This window comes from Azospirillum sp. UENF 211521, assembly GCF_058780535.1.
Genome location: NZ_JBSNCF010000002.1, coordinates 1,084,826 through 1,106,867, shown reverse-complemented (window position 1 = coordinate 1,106,867; position 22,042 = coordinate 1,084,826). Strand labels below are relative to the sequence as shown.

At 69.3% G+C, this 22,042-nt stretch carries 21 protein-coding genes; 7 read left to right on the top strand and 14 right to left on the bottom strand.

Features of this window, described 5'->3' with window-relative positions; all coding sequences use genetic code 11:
- Positions 1-2: 2 nt before the first annotated feature.
- From ACWPN5_RS21815 to ACWPN5_RS21785, 7 genes are read right to left on the bottom strand one after another with little or no spacing between them, the layout of a single operon-like run.
- Positions 3-233, bottom strand: a complete 231-nt coding sequence (locus tag ACWPN5_RS21815; protein WP_492297331.1) for a HypC/HybG/HupF family hydrogenase formation chaperone — start codon at positions 231-233, stop codon at positions 3-5.
- Positions 206-2,497 carry a carbamoyltransferase HypF gene (gene hypF / locus ACWPN5_RS21810; protein WP_492297329.1) on the bottom strand — a complete coding sequence of 764 codons (2,292 nt, stop codon included), beginning with the start codon at positions 2,495-2,497 and terminating at the stop codon, positions 206-208. Before hypF ends, ACWPN5_RS21815 begins: the two co-directional genes overlap by 28 nt.
- A complete protein-coding gene (gene hypB / locus ACWPN5_RS21805; protein WP_492298013.1) occupies positions 2,494-3,468 on the bottom strand; it encodes a hydrogenase nickel incorporation protein HypB in 975 nt (324 codons plus the stop codon). The genes hypF and hypB overlap by 4 nt, the downstream gene beginning before the upstream one ends.
- Entirely contained in the window at positions 3,468-3,809 is a 342-nt protein-coding gene (hypA, locus tag ACWPN5_RS21800; RefSeq protein ID WP_200477392.1) for a hydrogenase maturation nickel metallochaperone HypA, read from the bottom strand. Before hypA ends, hypB begins: the two co-directional genes overlap by 1 nt.
- 3 nt (positions 3,810-3,812) lie before the next feature.
- On the bottom strand, positions 3,813-4,997 hold the full coding sequence (locus tag ACWPN5_RS21795; protein ID WP_492297327.1) for a nickel-dependent hydrogenase large subunit: 1,185 nt from the start codon (positions 4,995-4,997) through the stop codon (positions 3,813-3,815).
- Complete coding sequence (hybE, locus tag ACWPN5_RS21790) at positions 4,994-5,695, bottom strand: [NiFe]-hydrogenase assembly chaperone HybE (protein WP_492297325.1); 702 nt, start codon at positions 5,693-5,695, stop codon at positions 4,994-4,996. Before hybE ends, ACWPN5_RS21795 begins: the two co-directional genes overlap by 4 nt.
- Positions 5,692-5,964, bottom strand: coding sequence for a HypC/HybG/HupF family hydrogenase formation chaperone (locus tag ACWPN5_RS21785; RefSeq protein ID WP_200477389.1), 273 nt, complete (start codon positions 5,962-5,964; stop codon positions 5,692-5,694). Before ACWPN5_RS21785 ends, hybE begins: the two co-directional genes overlap by 4 nt.
- 249 nt (positions 5,965-6,213) lie before the next feature.
- On the opposite strand from ACWPN5_RS21785, the gene ACWPN5_RS21780 reads away from it, so the two are divergent.
- From ACWPN5_RS21780 to ACWPN5_RS21770, 3 genes are all read left to right on the top strand, one after another.
- The gene (locus tag ACWPN5_RS21780; protein ID WP_492297324.1) at positions 6,214-6,816 is read left to right on the top strand and encodes a HupE/UreJ family protein; all 603 of its coding nucleotides are present in this window, start codon (positions 6,214-6,216) and stop codon (positions 6,814-6,816) included.
- 198 nt (positions 6,817-7,014) lie between these two features.
- The gene (locus ACWPN5_RS21775; protein ID WP_200477387.1) at positions 7,015-8,019 is read left to right on the top strand and encodes an MBL fold metallo-hydrolase; all 1,005 of its coding nucleotides are present in this window, start codon (positions 7,015-7,017) and stop codon (positions 8,017-8,019) included.
- 179 nt (positions 8,020-8,198) lie between these two features.
- Positions 8,199-9,203: an MBL fold metallo-hydrolase gene (locus ACWPN5_RS21770; RefSeq protein WP_200477386.1), complete on the top strand. Its 1,005-nt coding sequence runs from the start codon at positions 8,199-8,201 to the stop codon at positions 9,201-9,203.
- 25 nt (positions 9,204-9,228) lie between these two features.
- Here the strand turns inward: ACWPN5_RS21770 and ACWPN5_RS21765 are convergent, their stop codons facing one another.
- From ACWPN5_RS21765 to ACWPN5_RS21740, 6 genes are all read right to left on the bottom strand, one after another.
- Entirely contained in the window at positions 9,229-9,708 is a 480-nt protein-coding gene (locus ACWPN5_RS21765; RefSeq protein WP_145680929.1) for a HyaD/HybD family hydrogenase maturation endopeptidase, read from the bottom strand.
- Between the two features lie 170 nt (positions 9,709-9,878).
- Positions 9,879-11,582, bottom strand: a complete 1,704-nt coding sequence (locus ACWPN5_RS21760) for a nickel-dependent hydrogenase large subunit (protein WP_035678657.1) — start codon at positions 11,580-11,582, stop codon at positions 9,879-9,881.
- Positions 11,583-11,600: 18 nt separating this feature from the next.
- Positions 11,601-12,755, bottom strand: a complete 1,155-nt coding sequence (gene hybB / locus ACWPN5_RS21755) for a Ni/Fe-hydrogenase cytochrome b subunit (RefSeq protein ID WP_492297321.1) — start codon at positions 12,753-12,755, stop codon at positions 11,601-11,603.
- A 12-nt stretch (positions 12,756-12,767) separates the two neighbouring features.
- Entirely contained in the window at positions 12,768-13,826 is a 1,059-nt protein-coding gene (gene hybA, locus ACWPN5_RS21750) for a hydrogenase 2 operon protein HybA (protein ID WP_492297319.1), read from the bottom strand.
- Positions 13,827-13,847: 21 nt separating this feature from the next.
- On the bottom strand, positions 13,848-15,011 hold the full coding sequence (locus tag ACWPN5_RS21745) for a hydrogenase small subunit (protein ID WP_200477383.1): 1,164 nt from the start codon (positions 15,009-15,011) through the stop codon (positions 13,848-13,850).
- A gap of 317 nt (positions 15,012-15,328) precedes the next feature.
- On the bottom strand, positions 15,329-17,020 hold the full coding sequence (locus ACWPN5_RS21740) for a methyl-accepting chemotaxis protein (protein ID WP_492297317.1): 1,692 nt from the start codon (positions 17,018-17,020) through the stop codon (positions 15,329-15,331).
- Positions 17,021-17,273: 253 nt separating this feature from the next.
- On the opposite strand from ACWPN5_RS21740, the gene ACWPN5_RS21735 reads away from it, so the two are divergent.
- The 4 genes from ACWPN5_RS21735 to ACWPN5_RS21720 all read left to right on the top strand — a co-directional run bounded on the left by ACWPN5_RS21735 (position 17,274) and on the right by ACWPN5_RS21720 (position 21,082).
- The gene (locus ACWPN5_RS21735) at positions 17,274-17,531 is read left to right on the top strand and encodes a hypothetical protein (RefSeq protein ID WP_492297316.1); all 258 of its coding nucleotides are present in this window, start codon (positions 17,274-17,276) and stop codon (positions 17,529-17,531) included.
- A gap of 94 nt (positions 17,532-17,625) precedes the next feature.
- Entirely contained in the window at positions 17,626-19,335 is a 1,710-nt protein-coding gene (ade, locus tag ACWPN5_RS21730) for an adenine deaminase (protein ID WP_492297314.1), read from the top strand.
- Positions 19,336-19,499: 164 nt separating this feature from the next.
- Positions 19,500-20,207: a hypothetical protein gene (locus ACWPN5_RS21725; RefSeq protein ID WP_244947752.1), complete on the top strand. Its 708-nt coding sequence runs from the start codon at positions 19,500-19,502 to the stop codon at positions 20,205-20,207.
- Between the two features lie 170 nt (positions 20,208-20,377).
- Positions 20,378-21,082, top strand: a complete 705-nt coding sequence (locus ACWPN5_RS21720; protein ID WP_492297312.1) for an FkbM family methyltransferase — start codon at positions 20,378-20,380, stop codon at positions 21,080-21,082.
- A gap of 19 nt (positions 21,083-21,101) precedes the next feature.
- On the opposite strand, the gene ACWPN5_RS21715 is transcribed toward ACWPN5_RS21720, so the two are convergent.
- Positions 21,102-21,959, bottom strand: a complete 858-nt coding sequence (locus ACWPN5_RS21715) for an EamA family transporter (RefSeq protein ID WP_492297310.1) — start codon at positions 21,957-21,959, stop codon at positions 21,102-21,104.
- Positions 21,960-22,042 lie beyond the last annotated feature (83 nt).

The following is a 22,042-nucleotide window of genomic DNA, read 5'->3' as shown; positions in this document are numbered from 1 at the left end:
GATCAGGCGGCGGGAGTCAGGGTGCCGGTTTCGGCGAGCAGGGCGAGCGTGCGCTCCGCCTCCTCCGGGTCGAGCTTGGACAGGGCGTAGCCGACATGCACGATGACGTAGTCGCCCACCGCCACCCCCTCGACCAGCGCCAGGGAACAGGCGACCTTCACCCCGCCCAGGCTGACGGTGGCGCGGGCCTCTTCCAGAAGCTCGATCACGCGGGCGGGAACGGCGAGGCACATGGGGGCGGTCCTTCCTGAAGCAAACTCTGCACGGCGATCCAGGCCTGTCCCAGGCTGAGCCCGCCGTCATTGGCCGGCGCCCGGCGGGGCAGCAGGGCGGTGACGCCGCGCGCCGCGAACCCGGCGCTCAGCCCTTCGGCCAGGACGGCGTTCATCAGGCAGCCGCCGGACAGGACGACGCGGTCGAGCCCGCGCGCCGCCAGCTCGGGCATGGCCCACGCGACCAGCGCCGCGGCGAGGGTTCCATGGAACCGCTCCGCCCCCTCCCGCGCATTGATCTGCAACAAACTTTCCAGAAGGGGGGTGAGGTCCAGAACGCCGCCGTCGATCCGCCAGCCGTCCTCCAGCACCGTGGGGCGGCGGACCAACGACTCCAGGGCCATCGGCGCTTCGCCCTCGAAGCCGGCGCCTCCGGGGCTGAAGGCACGGACTCCCAGCAGCCCGCAGGCGGCGTCGAACCAGCGCCCGCAGGAACTGGTGGGCGGTGCGTTGATACCGGCCTCGATCATCCGCCGCACGCCGTCCGCCGGGCCGCAGCCGGCGAAGCGCTCCGCGATCTCCGCGCCGCGGCCCATGCGGGCCAGCGCCGCCGCCGCCATGCGCCAGGGCTGGCGCGCCGCCACGTCGCCGCCCGGCTGGGCCAGCGGCGCCAGATGGCCGAGGCGGGTGAAGCCGGTGCCGTCCACCAGCAGCATTTCTCCGCCCCAGGACCCGCCGTCCGCCCCCAGCCCGAAGCCGTCCAGCGCCAGTCCGAGCGTCGGGCCAAGCGGCGGCCCGGCCTCGCCCTGTTCGGCCAGCACCGCCGCGATGTGGGCGTGGTGGTGCTGCATCGGCAGCGTCGGCAGGCCGAGCGATTCGGCGAAGCGGGTGCTCTGGAAATCGGGGTGGAGGTCGTGGGCGACGGCCACCGGCTCCACCGCCAGGATGCGGCGCAGATGGGCGACGCTCTCCTCCAGGAATTCCAGGGTCGCGGCGTTGTCGAGATCGCCGATGTGCTGGCTGAGGAAGGCTTCGTTGCCGCGGGTCAGACAGACGGTGGCCTTCTGGTGCGCGCCGACCGCCAGCACCGGCGGGCCGGAGCGCGGCAGGCGGATGGAGGCCGGCGCATGGCCGCGCCCCCGCCGCAGGAAAGCCGGCGCCCCCGCCACCACCCGCATCACGCTGTCGTCGGCGCGGATCAGGATGTCGCGGTCGTGGTCGACGATCAGGTCGGCGATGCCGTCCAGCCGTCGCCGCGCTTCGGCGTTGCCGATGGCGAGCGGTTCGCCACTGGGGTTGGCGGAGGTCATGACCAGGGTGAGGTCCTGCGGCCGCTCCAGCCAAGCCGTGCCGTCGGGCCGTCCGGCGGCCTCGTGGAACAGCAGATGATGGATCGGCGTGTAGGGCAGCATCATGCCCAACCAGGCGAGACCGGGGGCGATGGCGTCGGGAAGGGTGGGGGCGTCGTCCCGCCGCCGCAACAGCACCACCGGCCGGGCCACCCCCTCCAACAGTGCCCGCTCCGCCGCTCCGACCGCCCCAAACCGATCGGCGGACGCGGTGTTGGCAACCATCAGGGCGAAGGGCTTGCCGTTGCGCTGCTTGCGGGCGCGCAGCCGTTCCACCGCCGCCGCGTCGAACGCGTCACAGGCGAGATGGAAGCCGCCCAGCCCCTTGATGGCGACGATCCGGCCGCCGCGCAGCGCGTCCAGCACCTCCTCGATGGGGTGGGACAGGCGCGGACCGCAGGCCGGGCAGGCGGTCGGCTGGGCGTGGAAGCGGCGATCGGCGGGGTCGGCGTATTCGGCGGCGCAGTCCGGGCAGAGGGGAAAGCCCGCCATGGCGGTCTGCGGCCGGTCGTAGGGCAGGGCGCGCGTGATGGTGAAGCGCGGTCCGCAATGGGTGCAGTTGAGGAACGGATAGCGGTAGCGCCGGTCCGCCGGGTCGAACAGTTCGGCCAGACAGGCCGGGCAGACGGCGGCATCGGGGGCGATCCCGGTGGTCACCGCCCCGCGCTGCGAGGCCAGGATGGCGAAGCCCGTTTCTCCGGGTTGGGAGGGAACCTCGTTCGTTTCGACCGCGTCGATCCGCGCCAACGGCGGGGCCTTTTCCGCGAGCGCGGTCAGAAAGCGCTCAAGGGCATCGCCCTGCACTTCCGCCAGCACGCCGTCCCCGTCGTTGAGCACCCAGCCGGTCAGGGCGAGGCGGTGCGCCAAGCCATACAGGAAGGGCCGGAAGCCGACCCCCTGCACCTGCCCGCGGACCCGAACCCGCAACCGCCTCACCGCGCGGCGACCGCCTTCGCAAGCCCCTCCTCGATCCAGCCGTACCAGTCCTCAAGCCCCTGGCCGGTGGTCGCGGACACCTCGATCACGCGCAGGTTGGGCTTGAGTTGCCGTGCGTAGGCGATCATGCGCGCCACATCGAAGGTCAGGTGCGGCAGCAGGTCCACCTTGTTGACCAGCAGCAGGTCGGCGCCGGCGAACATCGCCGGGTATTTCAGGGGCTTGTCCTCCCCCTCCGTTACCGAGAGCACGACGACCTTGTGCGCCTCGCCGAGGTCGAAGCCGGCCGGGCAGACGAGGTTGCCGACATTCTCGATGAACAGCACGCTGCCCGTCGCCACCGGCAGGCGCCCGACCGCCTGGGTGACCATCTGGGCGTCGAGATGGCAGCCCTTGCCGGTGTTGACCTGGATGGCCGGCGTGCCGGTGGCGCGGATGCGGTCGGCGTCGAAGCTGGTTTGCTGGTCGCCCTCGATCACCGCCATCGGGAAGCGGCCCTTCAGGTCGGTCAGCGTGCGGGTCAGCAGGGTCGTCTTGCCCGACCCGGGGCTGGACATCAGGTTCAGCACGAACACGCCCTTCGCCGCGAAGAACTGGCGGTTCACCGCGGCGAAGCTGTCGTTCTTGGCGAGAATGTCCTGTTCGATGGCGATCAGCCGGGTCTGGGACATGCCCGGCACCTCGGTTCCCGCCGGGCCGCGGCCGAGGTCGATGGTGCCGTGGTCATGCCCATGGTCGTGGCCATGCTCGTGCCCGTGCCTGTGCCCGCGATGATGCCCATGATCGTCGCCGTGGGTGTGGCGGTAGACCTTGCCGTCCGGTCCGACATGCTCGTGGCTGTGATGATCATGGTGGTGGTCATGATCATGGTCGTGATGATGATCGTCGTGACCATGGTGGTGATGATGGCCGTGCCCATGGCCGGCCTCGATTTTCGTTTCGCCATTGGCGCAACCGCAGACCGTGCACATCACTCCACCTCCAATTCCTTGACGCGCATTTCCTCGCCGCCGGTCACCATGAGCTGGTGGCCGTCGCACTCGGGGCAGGGGTCCGACCGCTCGGGCAGCGGGACCGGCTTCTCGCAGGACAGGCAGAAGGCCTGACCCGGCGGGCGTTCGATGTCCAGTACCGCACCCTCCGCGATGGTGCCGCGGCTGACCGCGTCGAAGCCGAAGGCGATGGCCTGCGGTTCGACATGCGACAGGGTCCCGATGACCAGCCGCACCGTCTTCACCCTGGTGAATCCCCGGGCCGCCGCCTGATCGCGGATCACGTCGATGATGCCCTGGCTGAGCGCCAGCTCGTGCATGGGTCAGTCCTCGTCCTGGATCGTAATGGAGGAGGCCACGCAGGGGTCGAGCGCGGCCACCAGCAGGCCGGCGCGCTCGGCCAGACCCGCGTCGGACGCGGCGCCGGCCAAGCCCTGGGCCAGCGGCCCGTCCGCGGCGAAGTTCCATTCGGTCGGCGCGACGATGCGGCAATCGGCGACGCGGCCGTTTTCAAGCCGCAGCCAGTGGGCGAGGCGCCCGCGGGCCGTCTCGACGGCGCCGCTTCCCGCGCCGGGCAGTCCGCCGCAGGGGTCCTGAACCGGTTCGGCGTCTTCCAGGCGGTCGGCCCAGGACGCCAGCCTCCCCGCCAACTCCGCCAACTCCGCGAGCCGGGCGGCGGCGTGGGCGGCGAGGCCGGAGCCGTGGGCCGACAGCAGCCCGGCGACCAGAGGGTGCGCACCTTGGCGGGCCAGCGGGCCGGTGTGGGCTGGGGCGCCGTCCTGTCGGGGGGTTTCGGAAAAGGCCGCGTCGGCGGCCAGCCGCTCGCCGAACCAGCGGGCCGGATGCGGCTCCAGCGCCGGCACGCCGCAGGCGCCGAAGCCCGCCATGCCCGGCGCCAGCAGGAGCCGCATCAGCCGCGCCGCCGGGGTTGCACCGACGACGGTCCAGCGCTCCAACTCCACGGCGTCGGCGGGGGGAGGGGCGGCGAAGACGGCGCGCTCCAGCCCGTCGCGCAGGGCCGCGACAGCGGCGGCCAGGGCGGCACGGTCGGGTTGCAGGGAGCCACCGCCCGGACGCAGCCCGTCGCGGGCCGGGTAGAGCGCGGGATGAATCGCCGCCGCCGCGGCGCGCAGGCCCGCCAGTTCCCTGGGCTGCGGCGCCTCGCCCAGCCGCGCCGGCCAGTCCATCAGGATCTGCCACGCGTGGTTCGTCGCGGCTTCCGCGTCGGCCAGCAGGGCGCGTGCGGCGGCGTGCGGCCGGGCGTCGAGGCCGAGCGCGTCCTCCAACGCCCCCACCGCGGCCAGCGACTGGGCGGTGCCGCACAGGCTGAACAGCAGCGGCACGAGGCGCATCGCCTCGTCGGGCGTGCGTCCGCACAGGGCGCGGGCGGCGGCGGGGCGGCGGACCTGCACCGACACGGCGCGCACCCGCCCGGCGGCGGCCGTCAGCCGCACCGACACGCTGCCCTCCAGCCCAGTGCCTTCCAGCCCGGCGCCCGTGCCGCTCATCGCCGCCCCCCCCCGAACAGGGAGCGGCGGGACAAGGCGGGCCTCGCCGCGTCCTCAGCCTTTGCCGGTGGCGGCTCGGTCTGCGGCGCCGGGTGTGGCTCCCGCATCAGATGGTCGAGCCCCAGGACGGCGGCGGCGCGGGCCTCTCCCTGGTCGACAAACACGTTCATCGCCGAGGCGAGCGGGATCACCGCCAGCGTTCCCAGGACGCCCACCCGCGCCGCGGTGAAGCGGTAGGCGCCGGAGGGCAGGGCGATCTCCGTCTTGTCGCCGTCGCGCCGGTCCGCCCACAGGGCGGGATCGCGCGGGATCAGCACGGCGTTCAGGAACCAGGGGGCGATGACGCAGCCGATCCAGCCCGGCCCATGGGCGCGGAAGCCCACCGCCTCCACCGCCAGTGCGGCGTTGCAGATGGGAACGTCGGCCATGTCGCGCTCCGCGATCAGGCGGTAGCTGGCGGTCAGGGCGGCGACCCGCGCCGCCATGGCGTCGCCGCCCGGCGGCGCGACGACGGTGAAGCCGTGCTGGGGGCCGCCGCAACCCGTGCAGCGCCAATAGTCCGGCAACCCGCCGAAGGGTGTTCCTGGCGGCACCTCCCGTCCCGGATCGCCCGCCGTCGGGTCGTAGACGGCGCCGCAGGCCCCGCAGGAGGGGCGCGCGTCGGCGGCGAAGCCCGCCTCGGGGGCGCCGGAGGTCATGCGCTGGCCTTTTCGATGAGGTCGGTGAACAGGTGGTCCACATTCTCCCCGCGCGCGGCCAGCAGAATGGCGTCGAGCGCACGGTTCAGCGGCTCCACCTCCTCCGTTTCCAGAGCGCGGACGGCGCGGTCGAGATGGACCAGCACCCAGCCGCCTTCCGGCACCTCATCGATCAGCATGACGTTGACGCGCCGTTCCTCGCCGCGGCCGGCGCAGCGCGCGGTGAAGCCGTCGGTCTCCAGGACCCGCATCGGAATGCCGAGACACATGCGCGCGCCCTCACCCGGGGAACCCGGTCGTCGCGAGGCGGCCGGCGTGAAACGATCAGTGCAACTGCGTCATCTTGACCGGGGGGTGAAACCGCACATTGATGTGCGTCAAACATGCGGTCCGGCGTAGTTTCATTGCGCTCCGCCATTTCCAATCGGAGCGGTTCTGCTACAGTGGCGACCGCTTCGCGCGCGATGGGGTAGGGGTCGGTCGTGCGCCGCTCAACGATACAGCAGGGGTTTTTACGGATGAAACGTTTCGCTCTCGCGTCGGCCACCGCGGCGGCAGTTCTGGCCGCTCTGCCCAACGCGGCGCTCGCCCACACCTTCGGCGCCCACGACGCCGGCCTCGTCCATGGTTTCCTGCACCCGGTCGGCGGCTGGGATCACCTGCTGGCGATGGTCGCCGTCGGCCTGTGGGCCGCGCAGCGCGGCGGCAAGGCCCTGTGGGCGCTGCCGGCGGCTTTCGTCGGTGCGATGATCGGCGGCGGCCTGCTGGGGCTGGCCGGCATCGACCTGCCGCAGGTGGAGCTTGGCATCGTCCTGTCCGTGGTCGCCCTGGGCGCCCTGATCGCCCTGCAGTCCCGCCTGCCGCTGCTGGCCTCCGCCGGCGTCGTCGCCCTGTTCGCCGTGTTCCACGGCCACGCCCACGGCGCCGAGATGCCGGAGGCGGCGCAGCCGCTGCTCTACGGCCTGGGCTTCGCCCTGTCCACCGCCCTGCTGCACGGTGCCGGCATCGGCGCCGCCCTGTCGCTGCGTCGTCTGGTCGAGGGCCGCAAGGGCGCCCTGGCGCTGCGCGGCACGGGTGCCGTGGTCGGTCTGGCCGGCGTGGCGCTGCTCGCGCTGGGCTGATCGTCGAAAAAATGAGAGGGGGTGGCTGGGCGGCCATTCCCATGGGAAGGCTCGGCGACGCGGTTCGCCGGGCCTTTTTTTATGGGTTTTGGAAAATTTAACGAAAATACGCTTTTTTCCTGCTGCTCTGTTTTGCCGCCGCTCCTATATTTGGTTGCCGGTTTTGGCGGAATTCCAATCAGGAGTCGTGCGTTGCCGATGATCCCGCCAACCTTTGCCACCCTGCGCAAAGCCCTCCGCGCGCTGGCCCTCGCCCTTCCTGTCGGCGCCGCCCTGCTTCCGGCGGCCCCGGCGCTGGCGGAGGTGCCGGGACAGCAGCGGACCCAGGCGCCGGGCTTCTACCGCATGGCCATCGGCGATTTCGAGATCACCGCGCTGTTCGATGGCTTCATCGACCGCGACCGCAAGTATTTCGTCGGCGCCAAATCCGAGGACATCATCGGCCTGCTCGACCGCATGTTCCTGGCGGAGCGGCCGGAAATCCAGACGGCGGTGAACGCCTATCTGGTGCACACCGGCGCGAATCTGGTCCTGGTGGACGCCGGAGCGGCCAAGTCGCTGGGGCCGACGCTCGGCTTCATCGCCGACAACATCCGCGCCGCCGGCTACAGCCCGGACCAGATCGACACCGTCCTGATGACCCATCTGCATCCGGACCACGCCAACGGCCTGCTGCGCCCGGACGGAACCATCCTGTTTCCCAACGCCGAGGTTCGGGTCGCCAAGGCCGAATTCGATTTCTGGCTGGGCGGGGAGGCGGTGGCCAAGGCCCCGGCTCCGCTCAAACCCTTCTTCGCCATGGCCCGCGCGGCGGTGGCCCCCTACGAGGCGGCGGGCAAGCTGAAGCCCTACCAGCCCGGCGACGGCCTCCTGCCCGGCGTGGAGTCGGTGGCAGCTTACGGCCATACACCGGGGCACAGCGGCTACCTGTTCCGCTCGAAGGAGCAGAGCATCCTGCTGTGGGGAGACACCGTGCACAGCCACGCCCTTCAGTTCGCCCGTCCGGAGGTCGTCATCGAGTTCGACGTCGACAAGGACGAGACCATCGCCTCGCGCCGACGGCTGCTGGCCGAGGCGGCGGCGCAGAAGCTGTGGGTGGGCGGCGCCCATCTGCCCTTCCCCGGCATTGGCCATGTCCGCACCGAAGGGGACGGCTACGCCTGGGTTCCCGTGGAGTTCGGCCCGATCCGCAGCGACCGCTGAGCGGCCCGATTCGGCGTCAAGGCTCCGCGGGATACTCCACCGGGCCGCTTGCGCGTGTGTGCCAGTCGCAGAATTTCACAATTATTCCAATAGGTTGGCGCATCTCTCCCGGGACACTTCCCCGGCGCGTTCGGGACGGCCATGCTGGGCGCCGACCGTCCTGAAGGGGAACCACGCCGATGACACCGCCGATCTTCGCCTCTCTGCGCAACGCCCTGCTTGCCCTGACCGTCGCCCTTCCCGTCGGCGCCGCCCTGGTGCCGGCGGCGCCGGCCCTGGCGGAGGTGCCGGGCCAGCAGCGGACCCAGGCGCCGGGTTTCTACCGCATGGCCATCGGCGATTTCGAGGTCACCGCGCTGTATGACGGCTTCATCGACCTCGATCGCAAGATCCTCAGCGGCGCCAGCGCGGACGACATCCAGAGCCTGCTCGCCCGGATGTTCCTGGCCGACACGCCGGGTGTCCAGACGGCGGTGAACGCCTTCCTCGTGCACACCGGCGCGAACCTCGTCCTGGTGGACACCGGAACGGCCAAGGCCTTCGGTCCGGCGCTGGGCTTCATCGCCGACAACATCCGCGCCGCCGGCTACAACCCGGAACAGGTCGACACGGTGCTGCTGACCCACCTGCACCCGGACCACGCCAACGGCCTGCTGCGTCCGGACGGCGCCATGCTGTTCCCCAATGCGACGGTCCAGGTCGCCAAGGCCGACGCCGACTTCTGGCTGAGCGAGGAGGTGGCGGCCAAGGCTCCGGCGGACAGCCAGCCCTTCTTCGCCATGGCCCGCGCGGCGGTGGCGCCCTACGCGGCGGCGGGCAAGCTGAAGCCCTACCAGCCCGGTGACAGCCTGGTTCCCGGCGTGGAATCGGTGGCGGCCTATGGCCACACGCCCGGCCACAGCGGCTATCTGTTCACATCGGGGGAGCGCAGCATCCTGATGTGGGGCGACGTCGTGCACAGCCACTCCGTGCAGTTCGCCCGCCCGGAGGTCGTCATCGAGTTCGACGCCGACAAGGAGCAGGCCGTCGCCTCCCGCAAGAAGCTCTTCGCCGACGCCGCGGCGCAGAAGCTGTGGGTGGCTGGCGCCCATCTGCCTTTCCCCGGCATCGGCCATGTCCGGACCGAGGGTAAGGGCTACGCCTGGGTCCCGGTGGAGTTCGGGCCGATCCGCGCCGACCGCTGACGTGATGTGAACGGCGCCGCCACGCTCAGTTTCGGGGCGTGGCGGTCACGCCGAGGCGGGCCAGTTCCTCGACGATCATCGTCACCATCTGCGGGATCACCGCCTCGATCTCCGGCGACATCATCAGGCCGGTGCCCAGTGCCATCGGCACGCAGCCGACCACCGTCACGCTCTCCGGCGCCTCGTCCTGCAGGCGCAGCGAGGCCAGCAGGTCGCTGAGGCCGAGTTGGTGAGGCGACAGCTTGCCCTTGAAATAGGCCGGAACCTCATCGCCGCGCAGCACGGTCAGGCTGGCCGGCGGCGCGCCGGTCTTCACCGCGTCCACCGCGATCAGGTGCTTGTGGCTGGCGATCAGGTCCAGCATGTCCATGCCGCAGGTGCCGCCGTCGACGACGCTGACGTGATCGGGCACGCTCCAGGCGGCGTCGAACGCCTCCATGGCGCGCACGCCCACCCCTTCGTCCATCAGGAGGATGTTGCCGAGGCCGAGGACGAGGATGGACATGGGACATGCGCTCCGTTCGACGATTTTGAAACAGAAGGGATTTTGAAACAGCAGGATGAAACGGGACCGGCGCCGGGCGCCGTGAACTGGATCAATCACCCGGCGTGGGGGACGCGAAAAGCCCCTCCTCCGCGGGGAAGAGGGGCTTTCGGCCGGTCAGAAGGCTTGGATCAAACGACCTTCACCTGATAGTGCGACTTCGTTTCCGTGTCGGTCAGGTGCACGGCGCAGGCCAGGCACGGGTCGAAGCTGTGCAGGGTGCGGATGATCTCCAGCGGCTGGTCGGCCACCGCCACCGGGTTGTCGATCAGGGCCGCCTCGTAGGCCGAAATGTTCCCGTCCTCGTCGCGCGGGCCGGCGTTCCAGGTGGTCGGCACGACCGCCTGGTAGTTCTTGATCTTGCCGTTCTCGATCACGACCCAGTGCGAGAGCATGCCGCGCGGCGCCTCGTGGAAGCCGAAGCCGCGGATCTCGCCCTTCGGGAACACCGGCTTGTTGAAGGTCTTGGTGTCGCCCTTCGCGATGTTCTCCATCAGCAGTTTCCACTGGTTCTGCAACTCCTCGTGCAGGACCACGCAGCGCACCGCGCGGGCGGCGTGGCGGCCGATGGTGGAGTGCAGCGCGTCGACGCCGACCTTGCTGCCGAGATGGCCCGACACCGCGTCGAGCACCGCGTTGACCCAGAACTGCGTGCGCTGGTGGCCCGAGGCGTACATGCCCAGCACGTTGGCCAGCGGGCCGACCTGGGCGCGCTTGTCGTAGAAGGTCGGCGACTTGATCCAGCTGTACTTGCCGTCGTCCTGCCAGTCGGTGAAGTTCGGGATCGTCTCGCCGTCGTAGGGGTGCAGGGGACCCTTGCCGCCCTGGTACCAGGAATGCTTCACGCTTTCCTTCACGCCCTTCTCGAAGTAGGGGTCGTGGAAGTCCTTGATCGGGGTGAACTTGGTGAGGTCCCCGCCGTCGATGTAGCCGGCGGGCAGGGCGAAGGTGGTGCCCTTGGTGTCCAGCGGCATGTCCGGGATGGACAGGTAGTTCACCACGCCGCGGCCATACTGCGTCCAGTCGGCGTAGAAGGCCCCGATGGCCGCCACGTCGGGGATGTAGACCTGGGTGATGAAGTCGCCCACCTCGTCGATCAGCTGCTTGATGTACATCAGCTTTTCGAGCGTCAGGGTGGACTGGCTGTCCATGTTGATCGGGTTGGTGACGCCGCCCACCGCCATGTTCTGGATGTGCGGGGTCTTGGAGCCGAGGATCGCCACCACCTTGTTCATGCGCCGCTGGTAGTCGAGCGCCTGGAGGTAGTGGGACGCCGCCATCAGGTTGGCTTCCGGCGTCAGCTTCATCGCCGGATGGCCCCAGTAGCCCGAGCCGAAGATGCCGAGCTGGCCGGAATTGATGAAGGCCTGCAGCTTCTTCTGCGCGGTGGCGAATTCCTGCGTGCTGTTCTTCGGCCAGCCGGAGATCGACTGGGCCAGCTTCGCGGTCGCCGCCGGGTCGGCCTTCAGCGCCGAGACGATGTCCACGAAGTCGAGCGCGGACAGGTGATAGAAATGGACGATGTGATCGTGGACGTTGTGGGCGCCCTGGATCATGTTGCGGATGTACTGGGCGTTGAGCGGCACCTCCAGCTTCAGCGCGTTCTCCACCGCGCGGACGGAGGTGATGGCGTGCACCGTGGTGCAGACGCCGCAGATGCGCTGGGCGAAGACCCAGGCGTCGCGCGGGTCCTTGCCCTGGAGGATCAGCTCGATGCCGCGCCACATCTGGCCCGACGCCCAGGCGTTGGTGACCTTGCCGCCGTCCACTTCACAATCGACCCGCAGGTGACCCTCGATGCGGGTGACCGGATCTACAACAACTCGCTGAGCCATAATGAAACTCTCCTAAACTCAGCCGTGCTCGGGATGGACGGCGTGCATGACGGGCAGCTTCTTCACGAAGAGGAGATACAGTGCGATCTCCAGCGCGAAGACGCCGACGGTGACCATGATTTCCTTGACCGAGGGGAAGTAGTGCCAAGGACCGACCGCCGGCGTGAAGCCGATGAGATAGACGTTCAGGCGGTAGAGGATGCCCGCCGCCAGCAGGAGCGAGGCCGACAGGAACAGCGCCCGCGACCGGTTGCGGTTGGCCTTGGGGATCAGCAGCGCAAGGCCGGAGATCATCAGCGCCATCTCCGCCACGAACCAGCCAGACTGCGGCCCGCCGAAGATCTGGCCGATCTGGCCGCGGACGATCAGGTCGACGAAGCGCAGCACGACGAACAGCGAGGCGACGACCAGCATCAGCCCGGCCAGCTTCGACAGCACCGGCGTCTCCATCGGGCGGCGGAAGTTCAGCGAGGCCATCACCGATTCCCAGACCACGATGGCGAAGCCCATCAGGATGGCGGTCAGCAGGAAGAAGACCGGTAGCATCTGCGACTGCCACAGCGGCGACAGCTTGTGCCCGACGATGACCATCATGGTGCCGAGCGACGACTGGTGCATCGTCGGAAGCAGGACGCCCAGCGCGATGAAAACCCACAGCACCTTGTTCAGCTTGGCGCGCAGCCCCTCGATGCCGAACCGCTCCAGGAAGGCCGGGGCGAACTCCACCACCAGCACCAGCGTGTAGGTCGCCACGCACAGGCCGACCTCCAGCATCACGGAGTTGGGCTGCGCGTACCACGGCAGCATCATGTGGTAGAAGTTCCAGTAGCGGCCGAGATCGACCAGCACCGCCAGACCGGCGAGGCCGTAGCCGAACAGGCTGGCCAGCACCGCCGGGCGGACCAGCGGGTGGTACTCGCCGCGGTTCAGGATGTAGCAGAGCAGCGCGATGACGTAGCCGGCGCAGCCGAAGGCCGAGCCGATCACCACGTCGATGGCCACCCAGATGCCCCAGGGATAGCCGTCGTTCAGGTTCGACGCCGCCCCCAGACCCTGGGTGTAGCGCTGGAACAGGATGACGCCGGCGACGGCGACCAGCGCGGCGCAGATCAGGAAAGGAAGGGTGAGGACCCGTCCGCCAAGCGGTTGATGCTCATGAGCGTGCGAAGACATGGCGTGGCCCCCTCACTCGTCGGTGTGGTTCTTGGTGTTGCGGTGCGCCAGATAGGCGAGACCGGCGAACACCGTGGCGGGGGCGATCATGCCCGCGTAGAGCGTGTGCTGGATGCCTTCCGACAGGGTCGGATAGCCGTTCTCCGGCACGTTGGTGGGCAGGTTCAGCTTGTCGAACGGCACGGCGGACACCGCGAGGCACTGGGTGCCGCCCAGCTCCTTCTCGCCGTAGATGTGCGTCTGATAGGCCGCCTCGACGAGCTTCTCATGGCCGGAGCGCGGGCCGCCGACCTTGCCGGCGATGTCGCCGCGCGGGTAGTGGGTGTGCTCGCCCACCTTCAGCGCGGTGCGGCGCTTGGCCTCCGCCTTGAGGTCCTCCGTGCGGCCGAACAGGGTCGCCCCGGTCGGGCAGACGTCGGCGCAGCCCGGAAGCTCGTTCTTGGCGAGCTGCTGCTTGCAGAGCTGGCACTTTTTGATTTCGCCGAAGGCGTCGTTGTAGTCGTACTTCGGCACGCCGAACGGGCAGGACAGCACGCAGTAGCGGCAGCCGATGCAGGCGCTCGGGTCGTGGTTCACGATGCCGGTCTTGGCGTCCTTGGTCATTGCCGACACCGGGCAGACCGACACGCAGGACGGATCGGCGCAGTGCAGGCACTGCCGCTTGATGAAGGCGAAGCCGTTCTCCGCCGCGTCCTTGGTGGCGCCGGTGCCGTGGCTGTAGGCCTTGATGACGTTCAGCGTCCTGGCCGACAGCTCCACCGGGCTGTCGTAGATCGGCTTGTCACCGCCGCCGGCGTTCCAGCCCTGCTGGGCCGGGCCGACGTCGGGCGGCATGTGGTTGACCTCCTTGCAGGCGGTCACGCAGGCCTTGCAGCCGATGCACAGCGTGCTGTCGTAGAGCAGGCCGACCGCGTCGGGCGGCAGCGGCTTGGGCGGGCGCTGCAGCGCGTTGGCCTCCGGCGGGGCGGCGACCACGGTGGTGCAGGCGGCCGCGGCCGCCGCAGCGCTGCCCTTGACCGCGTTGCGCAGGAAGCCGCGCCGCGAGACCGATGTCTTGTTCTTTGACATCATGCTTTTCGACATGGCGTCACCTCACTCGGCGGCGGTGGAGGAGGATTCGGTCTTCGCGTCCTGCTTGCCGAGCCGGCTGGAGATGACTGCGCCGGCGCCGACCGCCGCGCCGGCGATGCCGGCGACCACCGCCGCGGCCCCGGCCGACATGCCCTCGCCCTTCTCGACGGCGACCGCCGGGTAGGTGTTGGGCGGCGCCACCGACTTCAGCGAGGCCAGCTCGTGGATGCTCTTGGTGAAGCCGACGCCCTTCTCGGTGCAGCCGAAGCAGGGATGCCCGGTGCCCACCGGCCAGGTGCCCTGGCCGACGTCGTTGAAGCCGATGGACGGACAGTTCGCGTAGGTCTCCGGCCCCTTGCAGCCGAGCTTGTAGAGGCAGTAGCCCTGGCGGTGGCCGTAGTCGCCGAACTCCATGGCGAAGCGCCCGGCGTCGAAATGCGGGCGGCGCTCGCAGTTCTCGTGAATCAGCCGGCCGAAGGCGAACTTCGGGCGCATCTTGTCGTCCAGCTCCGGCAGCTTGCCGAAGGCGACGAAATGCAGGACCAGCGACAGGAAATTGTAGGGGTTGGGCGGGCAGCCGGGGACGGAGACGACCGGCTTGTCCTTGATGATCTCGTTCAGCCCGACGGCGCCCGTGGGGTTGACGCCAGTCGACGGCCAGCCGCCCCAGGAGGAGCAGGACCCCATGGAGATGACCGCAGCCGCCCCCTTGGCGCACTCCAGCACGGCGTCCTTGTAGGTCTTGCCGGCGACCTTGCAGTAGACGCCCCCGTCCTTCGTCGGGATGGAGCCGTCGGTGACCATCAGGTACTTGCCCCAATTGTCCTTCATCGCCTGCTGCTTCCAGTTCTCGGCCTGGTGGCCGGAACCGGTCATCAGCGTCTCGTTGTAGTCCAGCGAGATGGTGTCGAGGATCAGCGTCTCGAGCGACGGGTGGTGGGTGCGCAGCAGCGATTCGGTGCAGCCGGTGCAGGCCTGGCCCGACAGCCAGATCACCGTCGGGCGTGGTGCTGCCACGGCGGCGTTGGCGATCTTCACGCCGAAGGCGGGGGAGAGGCCCAGCGTGGCGGCCACGCCCGTGCAGTAGGCGAGGAATTCCCGGCGGGACAGGCCGGCCAGCGCACCCTCATACTCGTCGAGATCGCCGATGTGCTCGGCGTCGAGATCCACATGTCCGTCGGGCATGATTTCCCCCAAAGACCCTTTTGCATTGATCCGCTGGCCGCCCGGTTGCCGGACGCCGGATGCGCAGCACGCCACGGCGCGTCCTGGGAAACCCGAAGCGGGAAACCCACGGCACGGCGTAATCCCTATCGATTGTAGGGGTATTTGGGCGCGAAACGCTCGCCGGCATTGCACCAGTTTCGATGCGGGCGCGGCATTGATCTACATCAAATGGGGTAACTTGCGGGTAAGCTTCGAACGCCCTGGGCGCATTCGTGGAAAGGATGCGTCGGGAAAAGCCTCCTCCCCGGCATGAAATCCGGGGAGGAGGGGAAGGGTCAGACCGCCTTCATCTGGCGGGTGAAGTCGTCCACGTCGCTCTGCAGGGTGCGCGCGTGCACCGACAGGCCCTTGGCGGCGCTCAGCAGGCCGCCGGCCGCCTCGCCGGTGTGGTCGGCCGACTGCGACACGCCGGAGATGGTCGAGGAGACTTCCTGCGTGCCGATCGCGGCCTCCTGCACGTTGCGGGCGATTTCCTGGGTGGCGGAACCCTGCTGCTCCACCGCGGCGGCGACGTTGGTGCTGATGTCGCTGATCCGCTCGATGGTGCCGACGATGCCGCTGATCGCGCCGACCGCCTGCTGGGTCTCGTTCTGGATGGCGACGATCTGGGCGGAGATCTCCTCCGTGGCGCGGGCGGTCTGGTTGGCGAGGCTCTTCACCTCCTGCGCGACCACGGCGAAGCCCTTGCCGGCCTCGCCGGCCCGCGCCGCCTCGATGGTCGCGTTCAGCGCCAGCAGGTTGGTCTGGCTGGCGATCTCGGTGATGAGGTTGACCACCGCGCCGATCTTCTCCGCCGCCTGGGCGAGGCCCTGGATGGTGCTGTTGGTGCGCTGGGCCTCCCGCTCCGCCTCGCTGGCGATGCGGGCGGCCTCGCCGAGGCGCTGGCTGATCGAGCCGATGGAGGTGGACAGCTCCTCGGTCGCGGCGGCCACGGTCTGGACGTTGCCGGTGGCCTGCTCCGCCGCCGCGGCGACGGTCGAGCTGCGGCGCGAGGCGTCGGCGGCCGAATGGGTCAGCGATTCGGCGCTGCTGCGGATGCTGTCGGCCTCGCCGTTCAGGGTGCGGCACAGCCCCTCGATCTTCTGGGTGAAGCCGTGTGTCAGGGTCTCCAGCCGCTCCTGGCGCTGGCGGCGCACGTCGATCTCGCGGCGCTCCTGCTCGGCCAAGTCGTTGGCGCGGCGCAGCCCGTCGCGGAAGACCAGCACGGCCTCGGCCATGTCGCCGACCTCGTCGCCCTGGCCGGTGCCGGGCACCTCGGCCCCGGTGTTGCCGGCGGCGATGGTCTTCATCGCCGCGGTCATGCGGGCGATGGGGCGCGCGATCATGTCGCGGGCGACCAGGACGGCCAGCAGGATGCCGAAGAGCACGCCGCCGACGCCGATGGCGAGCATCAGGGTGGTCCAGTGGCTCCGGGCCGACTCCAATTCGTCGTGCAGGCGGTCGATCATGGCGTCCTGATCGGCGCTGAGCGTCTGGATCGCGGCGTTGAGCGCCTGCCGGTTGCTGCGGTTGGCGTCGTTGTCGCCGTAGGCCCGGGCGTCCGCCGGGCTCTTCTCGCGGGCGAGGCGGACCGTTTCGGTGCGGAAGCGGATGAACTCCTCGGCCTTCGTCGCCACCGGGGTCAGCGTGGCCTGTCCCTCCGCCGGGGTGAGGCGCTTCAGGGTGCCGAGCCGCTCGCCGAGGGTGTTCAGATTGTCCAGCAGGGGCTTGCCGAACTTGTCCACCTCGGCGCGGTCGCGGGCCATGTAGACGCCGCGCGAGTCCATGACGACGGCCAGGACGAGGCCGTTGAGCTGCTCGCCCAACACCTGGCGGTCCGACGCCCGTTCGATGGACTCGGACTTGCCGGACAGATCCTGCATGGCGGCCAGCCCCATCAGGCCGGTCACCGCGGCCACCGCCGCCTGCAGCCCGACGAGAAGATAGACCTTCGGTCCGATCCTTAGATTTCTAAGCGTTTTCAGCATGCCTGGACGTCCCTATTACGGCGGTCTTTTGCCGCCTCTGCGTCCTTTGATAATGAGGCACCCATTGGTTTCCGAAGCGTTAAATCGTTCCATGACACGTTGCCGCGCCAGCTAATGGGCCAGCTCAACTTTTGGTCAGTACTGGACGAAACGCATATTGTTTTTCTAACGAACAAATTTTCAGCGGAATAGTAAAGGCTCCGGTGTGTTTGTCTTTGAAGAGGCGCAACGCGTCGGACCGGGGTGGCGCATCATGAAACCCATCGCAGCCCTCATCGGAACGATCACGCGATTTTCCCTTGCCGCTCTTCTTCTGGCTCTGGCCGGCTGTGGAAACGGCGACGCTCCGCAAGGGAACGGCTACGCGGTCGGCTACGGCGTAAGCGGGCCGGTCTATTCGCTGGGCCTCGGCTTTCCGGCCTACCGGCTGGAGCCGCGCAGCTACTGGAACTACCCGGACTACCGCGGCACCGGGCCGGCGATCGAACTGGCGAGTCGTCCGGTCGACTGACCGCGCGGTTCGGCGTTACGGAAAATCCGATTGAAGGGCCCCGTCCGGCCGTTTACCTAAAGATAACGTGGAACGGGCAGGACGAGGCGGAGCGATGGCGGTGACCCGGGACGAACTGAAGACGCGCATCGGTCAGGCCCTGGGCGAGACCAAGGCCGATCTGGTCATCAAGAACACCCAATTCCTCAACGTCGTCACCGGTGAGACCGCCGCGGGCGACATCGCCCTGTGCGGCGACCGGATCGTCGGCACCTATGAATCGTACGACGGGGCGGAGGAGATCGACGGCTCCGGACTGACCGTCGTGCCGGGATTCATCGACACCCACGTCCATTGCGAATCCACCTGCGTCACGCCGATGGAGTTCAACCGCTGCGTTCTGCCGCGCGGCACCACCACGGCCATCTGCGACCCGCATGAGATCTGCAACGTGCTGGGCGAGAAGGGGCTCCGCTACTTCCTCGACTGCGCCGAGGGCACGGCGCTGGACCTGCGGGTGCAGCTGTCCTCCTGCGTGCCGGCAACCGAGCTGGAAACCTCCGGCGCGCGGCTGGAGGCGGCGGACCTGTTGCGCCACAAGGACCACCCGAAGGTGCTGGGGCTGGCGGAGTTCATGAACTTCCCCGGCGTCTTCCACAAGGTGGACGGGGTGCTCGACAAGCTGGCCGCCTTCGACGGGCGCCACATCGACGGCCACGCCCCGCTGCTCAGCGGGCGGGAGCTGAACGCCTATCTGTCCTGCGGCATCCGCAACTGCCACGAGACGACCAGCGCCCCGGAGGCGATGGAGAAGCTGCGCAAGGGCATGCAGGTGCTGATCCGCGACGGGTCGGTGTCGAAGGACGTGCACGCGCTGGCCCCGGTGATCCAGCCGGAAACCTCGCCCTTCCTCGGCTTCTGCACCGACGACCGCAACCCCCTCGACATCGCCGAGGAGGGGCACATGGACCATCTGATCCGCAGCGCGATCCGGCTCGGCGCCCCGATGGCCCATGTCTACCGCGCCGCCACATGGTCGGCGGCGCGCGGCTTCGGCCTGTTCGACCGCGGGCTGATCGCGCCGGGGCAGCGCGCCGATCTCGTCCTGCTGGACGATCTGGAGGACTGTGCGGTCAACCGGGTCATCCGCAACGGGCGGGTGGTGACCCCGGAAACCTTCGCCGGGCGTCCGGCGGTCAGCCCGGTGGGGCTGCGCTCGGTCAAGCTCCATCCGGTGACGGCGGCGGATTTCGCGGTGCCCGCCCGCGGCTCCGTCCAGTCGGTGATCGGGGTTCTGCCCGGCAAGATCATCACCGCCCATCTGCGGCTGGAGGTGCCGGCCAGGGACGGCAAGCTGGTGGCCGACCCCGACCGTGACATCCTGAAGATCTGCGTCTTCGCCCGCCACGGCTCCAACCAGAATGTCGGGCGCGGCTTCGCCAGCGGCTTCCAGTTCCGCGAGGGCGCGCTGGCCTCCTCGGTCGGACACGACAGCCACAACATCTGCGTGGTCGGGGCGTCGGACGAGGACATGGCGATCGCCGTCAACCGCCTGATCGAGCTTCAGGGCGGCTTCGTCGCGGTGCGCAATGGCAAGGTCGTGGGTGAACTGGCCCTGCCGCTGGCCGGGCTGATGAGCCTGGAGCCCTTCGAGACGGTGGAGCGCCATCTGCGCAGCCTGCGCGCCTCGGTGAAGGAGATGGGCTGCCCGCTGGCCGAGCCCTTCCTGCAACTGGCCTTCCTGCCGCTGCCGGTGATCCCGCACCTGAAGATCACCGATCGCGGGATGGTGGACGTCGACAAATTCGCGCTGGTCGAAGCGTGACCCCGGCAATTCCTGCCGGACGGGGTGCGGATCTTGCCGGCCCCCTCGGCGGGGGCAGCAGCTCAACCCTTTGAAAATCATGAAAAGCCTTTTGGCCCGCCGTCTGCAAGGACCGGCCCGACAAACACGAAGAATGCCGGTCGGAGAGGCGTGCCATGGTTGGAATGAGCGACATCAGCGGCTTGGCGCAGAGCATCCAGACGTCCATCGACGCGGCGATGAAGCGCGTCCAGGAGCAGGCCAAGCAGGCGACCGACGCCAAGCCCAGCGGCAATGTCCAGGAGTATGAGCAGACCGTCCGCAAGTCGGCCCTGAACGCCGCGCCTTTCGCCACCAACGTCGGCACGCTGATCAAGGACACCAGCCGCCTCAACGTGCTGAGCACGCTGGCCGCCAACGATCCGGCGGACTTCTACAAATTCAACCTGGCGACGCCCGGCGAGGTCGCCCTCGGCCGTGTCGGCGACACCGGCGTGCGCGTCCAGCTGATGGACAAGCAGGGAAAGATCGTCGCCGACAGCAACAGCGAGGCCGGCGCCACCTACGACACCTACAAGAAGTTCGAGGCGGGCACCCTGTCGCTCGACCGTGGCGACTACACGCTGCGCGTCTCGCGCGACAAGGGCGTGGCGGCCAAGGAGGAGAAGAACTACGGCCTCCAGCTCCGCATGGGCGACTACAGCAAGGACTACGACACCATCGCCAAGCAGCCGGCCAAGGGCGACAACCCGCTCCAGCAGACGCCGCAGCTCCAGCGCCTGACCTCCCTGCTGACCGGTGGCACGACGACCAGTTCCGGGGCGCTGGGCATCCTCACCGGGGGAAGCAGCGGCTACAGCGGGCGCGGGTCTCTGCTGAACGGGCTTTTCTGAGGCGCGAGAGGCCGGCGGCCGCTACACTGCCGGTCCGCCGGTTCCGGAGACCACACCGCCATGACGCCTGAAGAGCTGTTCCGCGCCGTCGCCGACTATGTCGCGGAGCATCAGGGAAAGGCCGGCCAGCAGGATTTCTTCCGGGCGATCCATCGGCAGGCCCTGAAGGGATGGGTCTGGTCAACGACGCCGACATCCAGGCCACGGGTGAGGCCGGTGTCCTCCGCTACATCCAGGGCGAGCTGTCGCGGCGCGGCGTCGCGGACTCAGACGTCGTGATCGTCGACGCCGGCGCCAACGTCGGCGTCTACACGGCGGCGGCGCTCGACCGCTTCCCGGCCGCGACCGTCTGGTCCTTCGAACCGTCGCCGACGGCCTTCCGCGCGCTGCAAGGGACGGCCGCGCGTTATCCCGGCCGGTGCCGGCCCGTGAACCTCGGCCTGTCCGACCGGGCGGGCGCGGCGACCCTGCGCGCCGACAAGCCCGGCTCGACCCTGGCGTCCCTCCACGACCGCGCGATCCGGGAAATTCAGGAGGGTGGAAGCGGCGAAGCCGTTCGTCTCGCGACCCTGGACGGGTTCTGCGCGGAGGCCGGCGTCGACCGCATCCATTTCCTCAAGATCGACGTGGAGGGGCACGAGATCGCCGTTCTGGACGGCGCGCGCGGCCTGCTGGAGCGGCGCGCCGTGGACTTTGTCCAATTCGAGTTCGGTGGCTGCAATCTCGACTCCCGCACCTTCCTGCGCGACTTCTGGAGCCGGTTGCACGGCTTCGCCGTCTGCAAGATCGTCAAGGACGGGCTGTACCGGCTGTCCGGCTATTCCGAATTCGACGAGATCTTTGCGTACCAGAACTTCCTCGCCATCCGCCAATAGGGCCACCGTCTGACGACCATCAGGCGGCGAGGCGCAGCGATGCGGCGCCAAGCACGATGACCACGCCGGAGGCGAGGCGCACCGGGCCGACCCGCTCCTTGAGCACCAGCGCGGCCAGCGCCATGGCGAACAGGATCGAGGTTTCGCGCAGTGCCGCCACCACGGCGACCGGCGCCAGGGTCATCGCCCAGAGCGCGAGCCCGTAGGAGGCGATGCTGGCCGCCCCGCCGGCCAGCGCGACCATCCAGCGCCGGCGGGCGTGGCTCAGGAACCCCCGGGCGTCGCGCAGCAGAGCCCCGCCCACCATGGGCACGCTCAACAGCAGGAAGCACCACAGCGTGTAGCCGGCCGCCGACCCGGACAGCCGCACGCCGATGCCGTCCACCACCGTATAGGCGGCGATCACCAGCGCGTTGGCGAGTGCGCAGGCGGTGCCCCGCCACGAGCTTGACGCGCCCGATGGGCCCGATCCCCGCCCCAGCAGGGTCAGCCCGAGGATTCCGCCGCAGACCAGCAGCGTTCCCATCCAGGCGCCGGTCGACAGCCCCTCGCCCAGCAGCACGCCGCTGCACATCGCCACGAGCAGCGGCGGCGTGCCGCGCATCAGCGGATAGGCGTGGCTCATCGCCCCGCTGCGGTAGGCGGCGGCGAGCAGCCGGAAGTAGGCGACGTGCAGCACCGCCGTCACGCAGAGATAGGGCGCGCTGGCGAGCGACGGCGCCGGAACTACGGGAAGCATCAGCAGGGCGATGAAGGCGGACCCGGCGACGACCAGGACGGCGTCGGACGCGCTGCCGCCGCCGGCCTTCAGCGCGGTGTTCCAGCCGGCATGGAGGAGGGCGCCGGCCAGGACGGCGAGAAGGGCTTCGGTGGGCAAGAGGGGAAAACCGTGGTCGGGGGAGTGGACGATGCGGACGGAGGGACGGCAGGATACACGCACAGGTTCGGTGCCGGACAGGT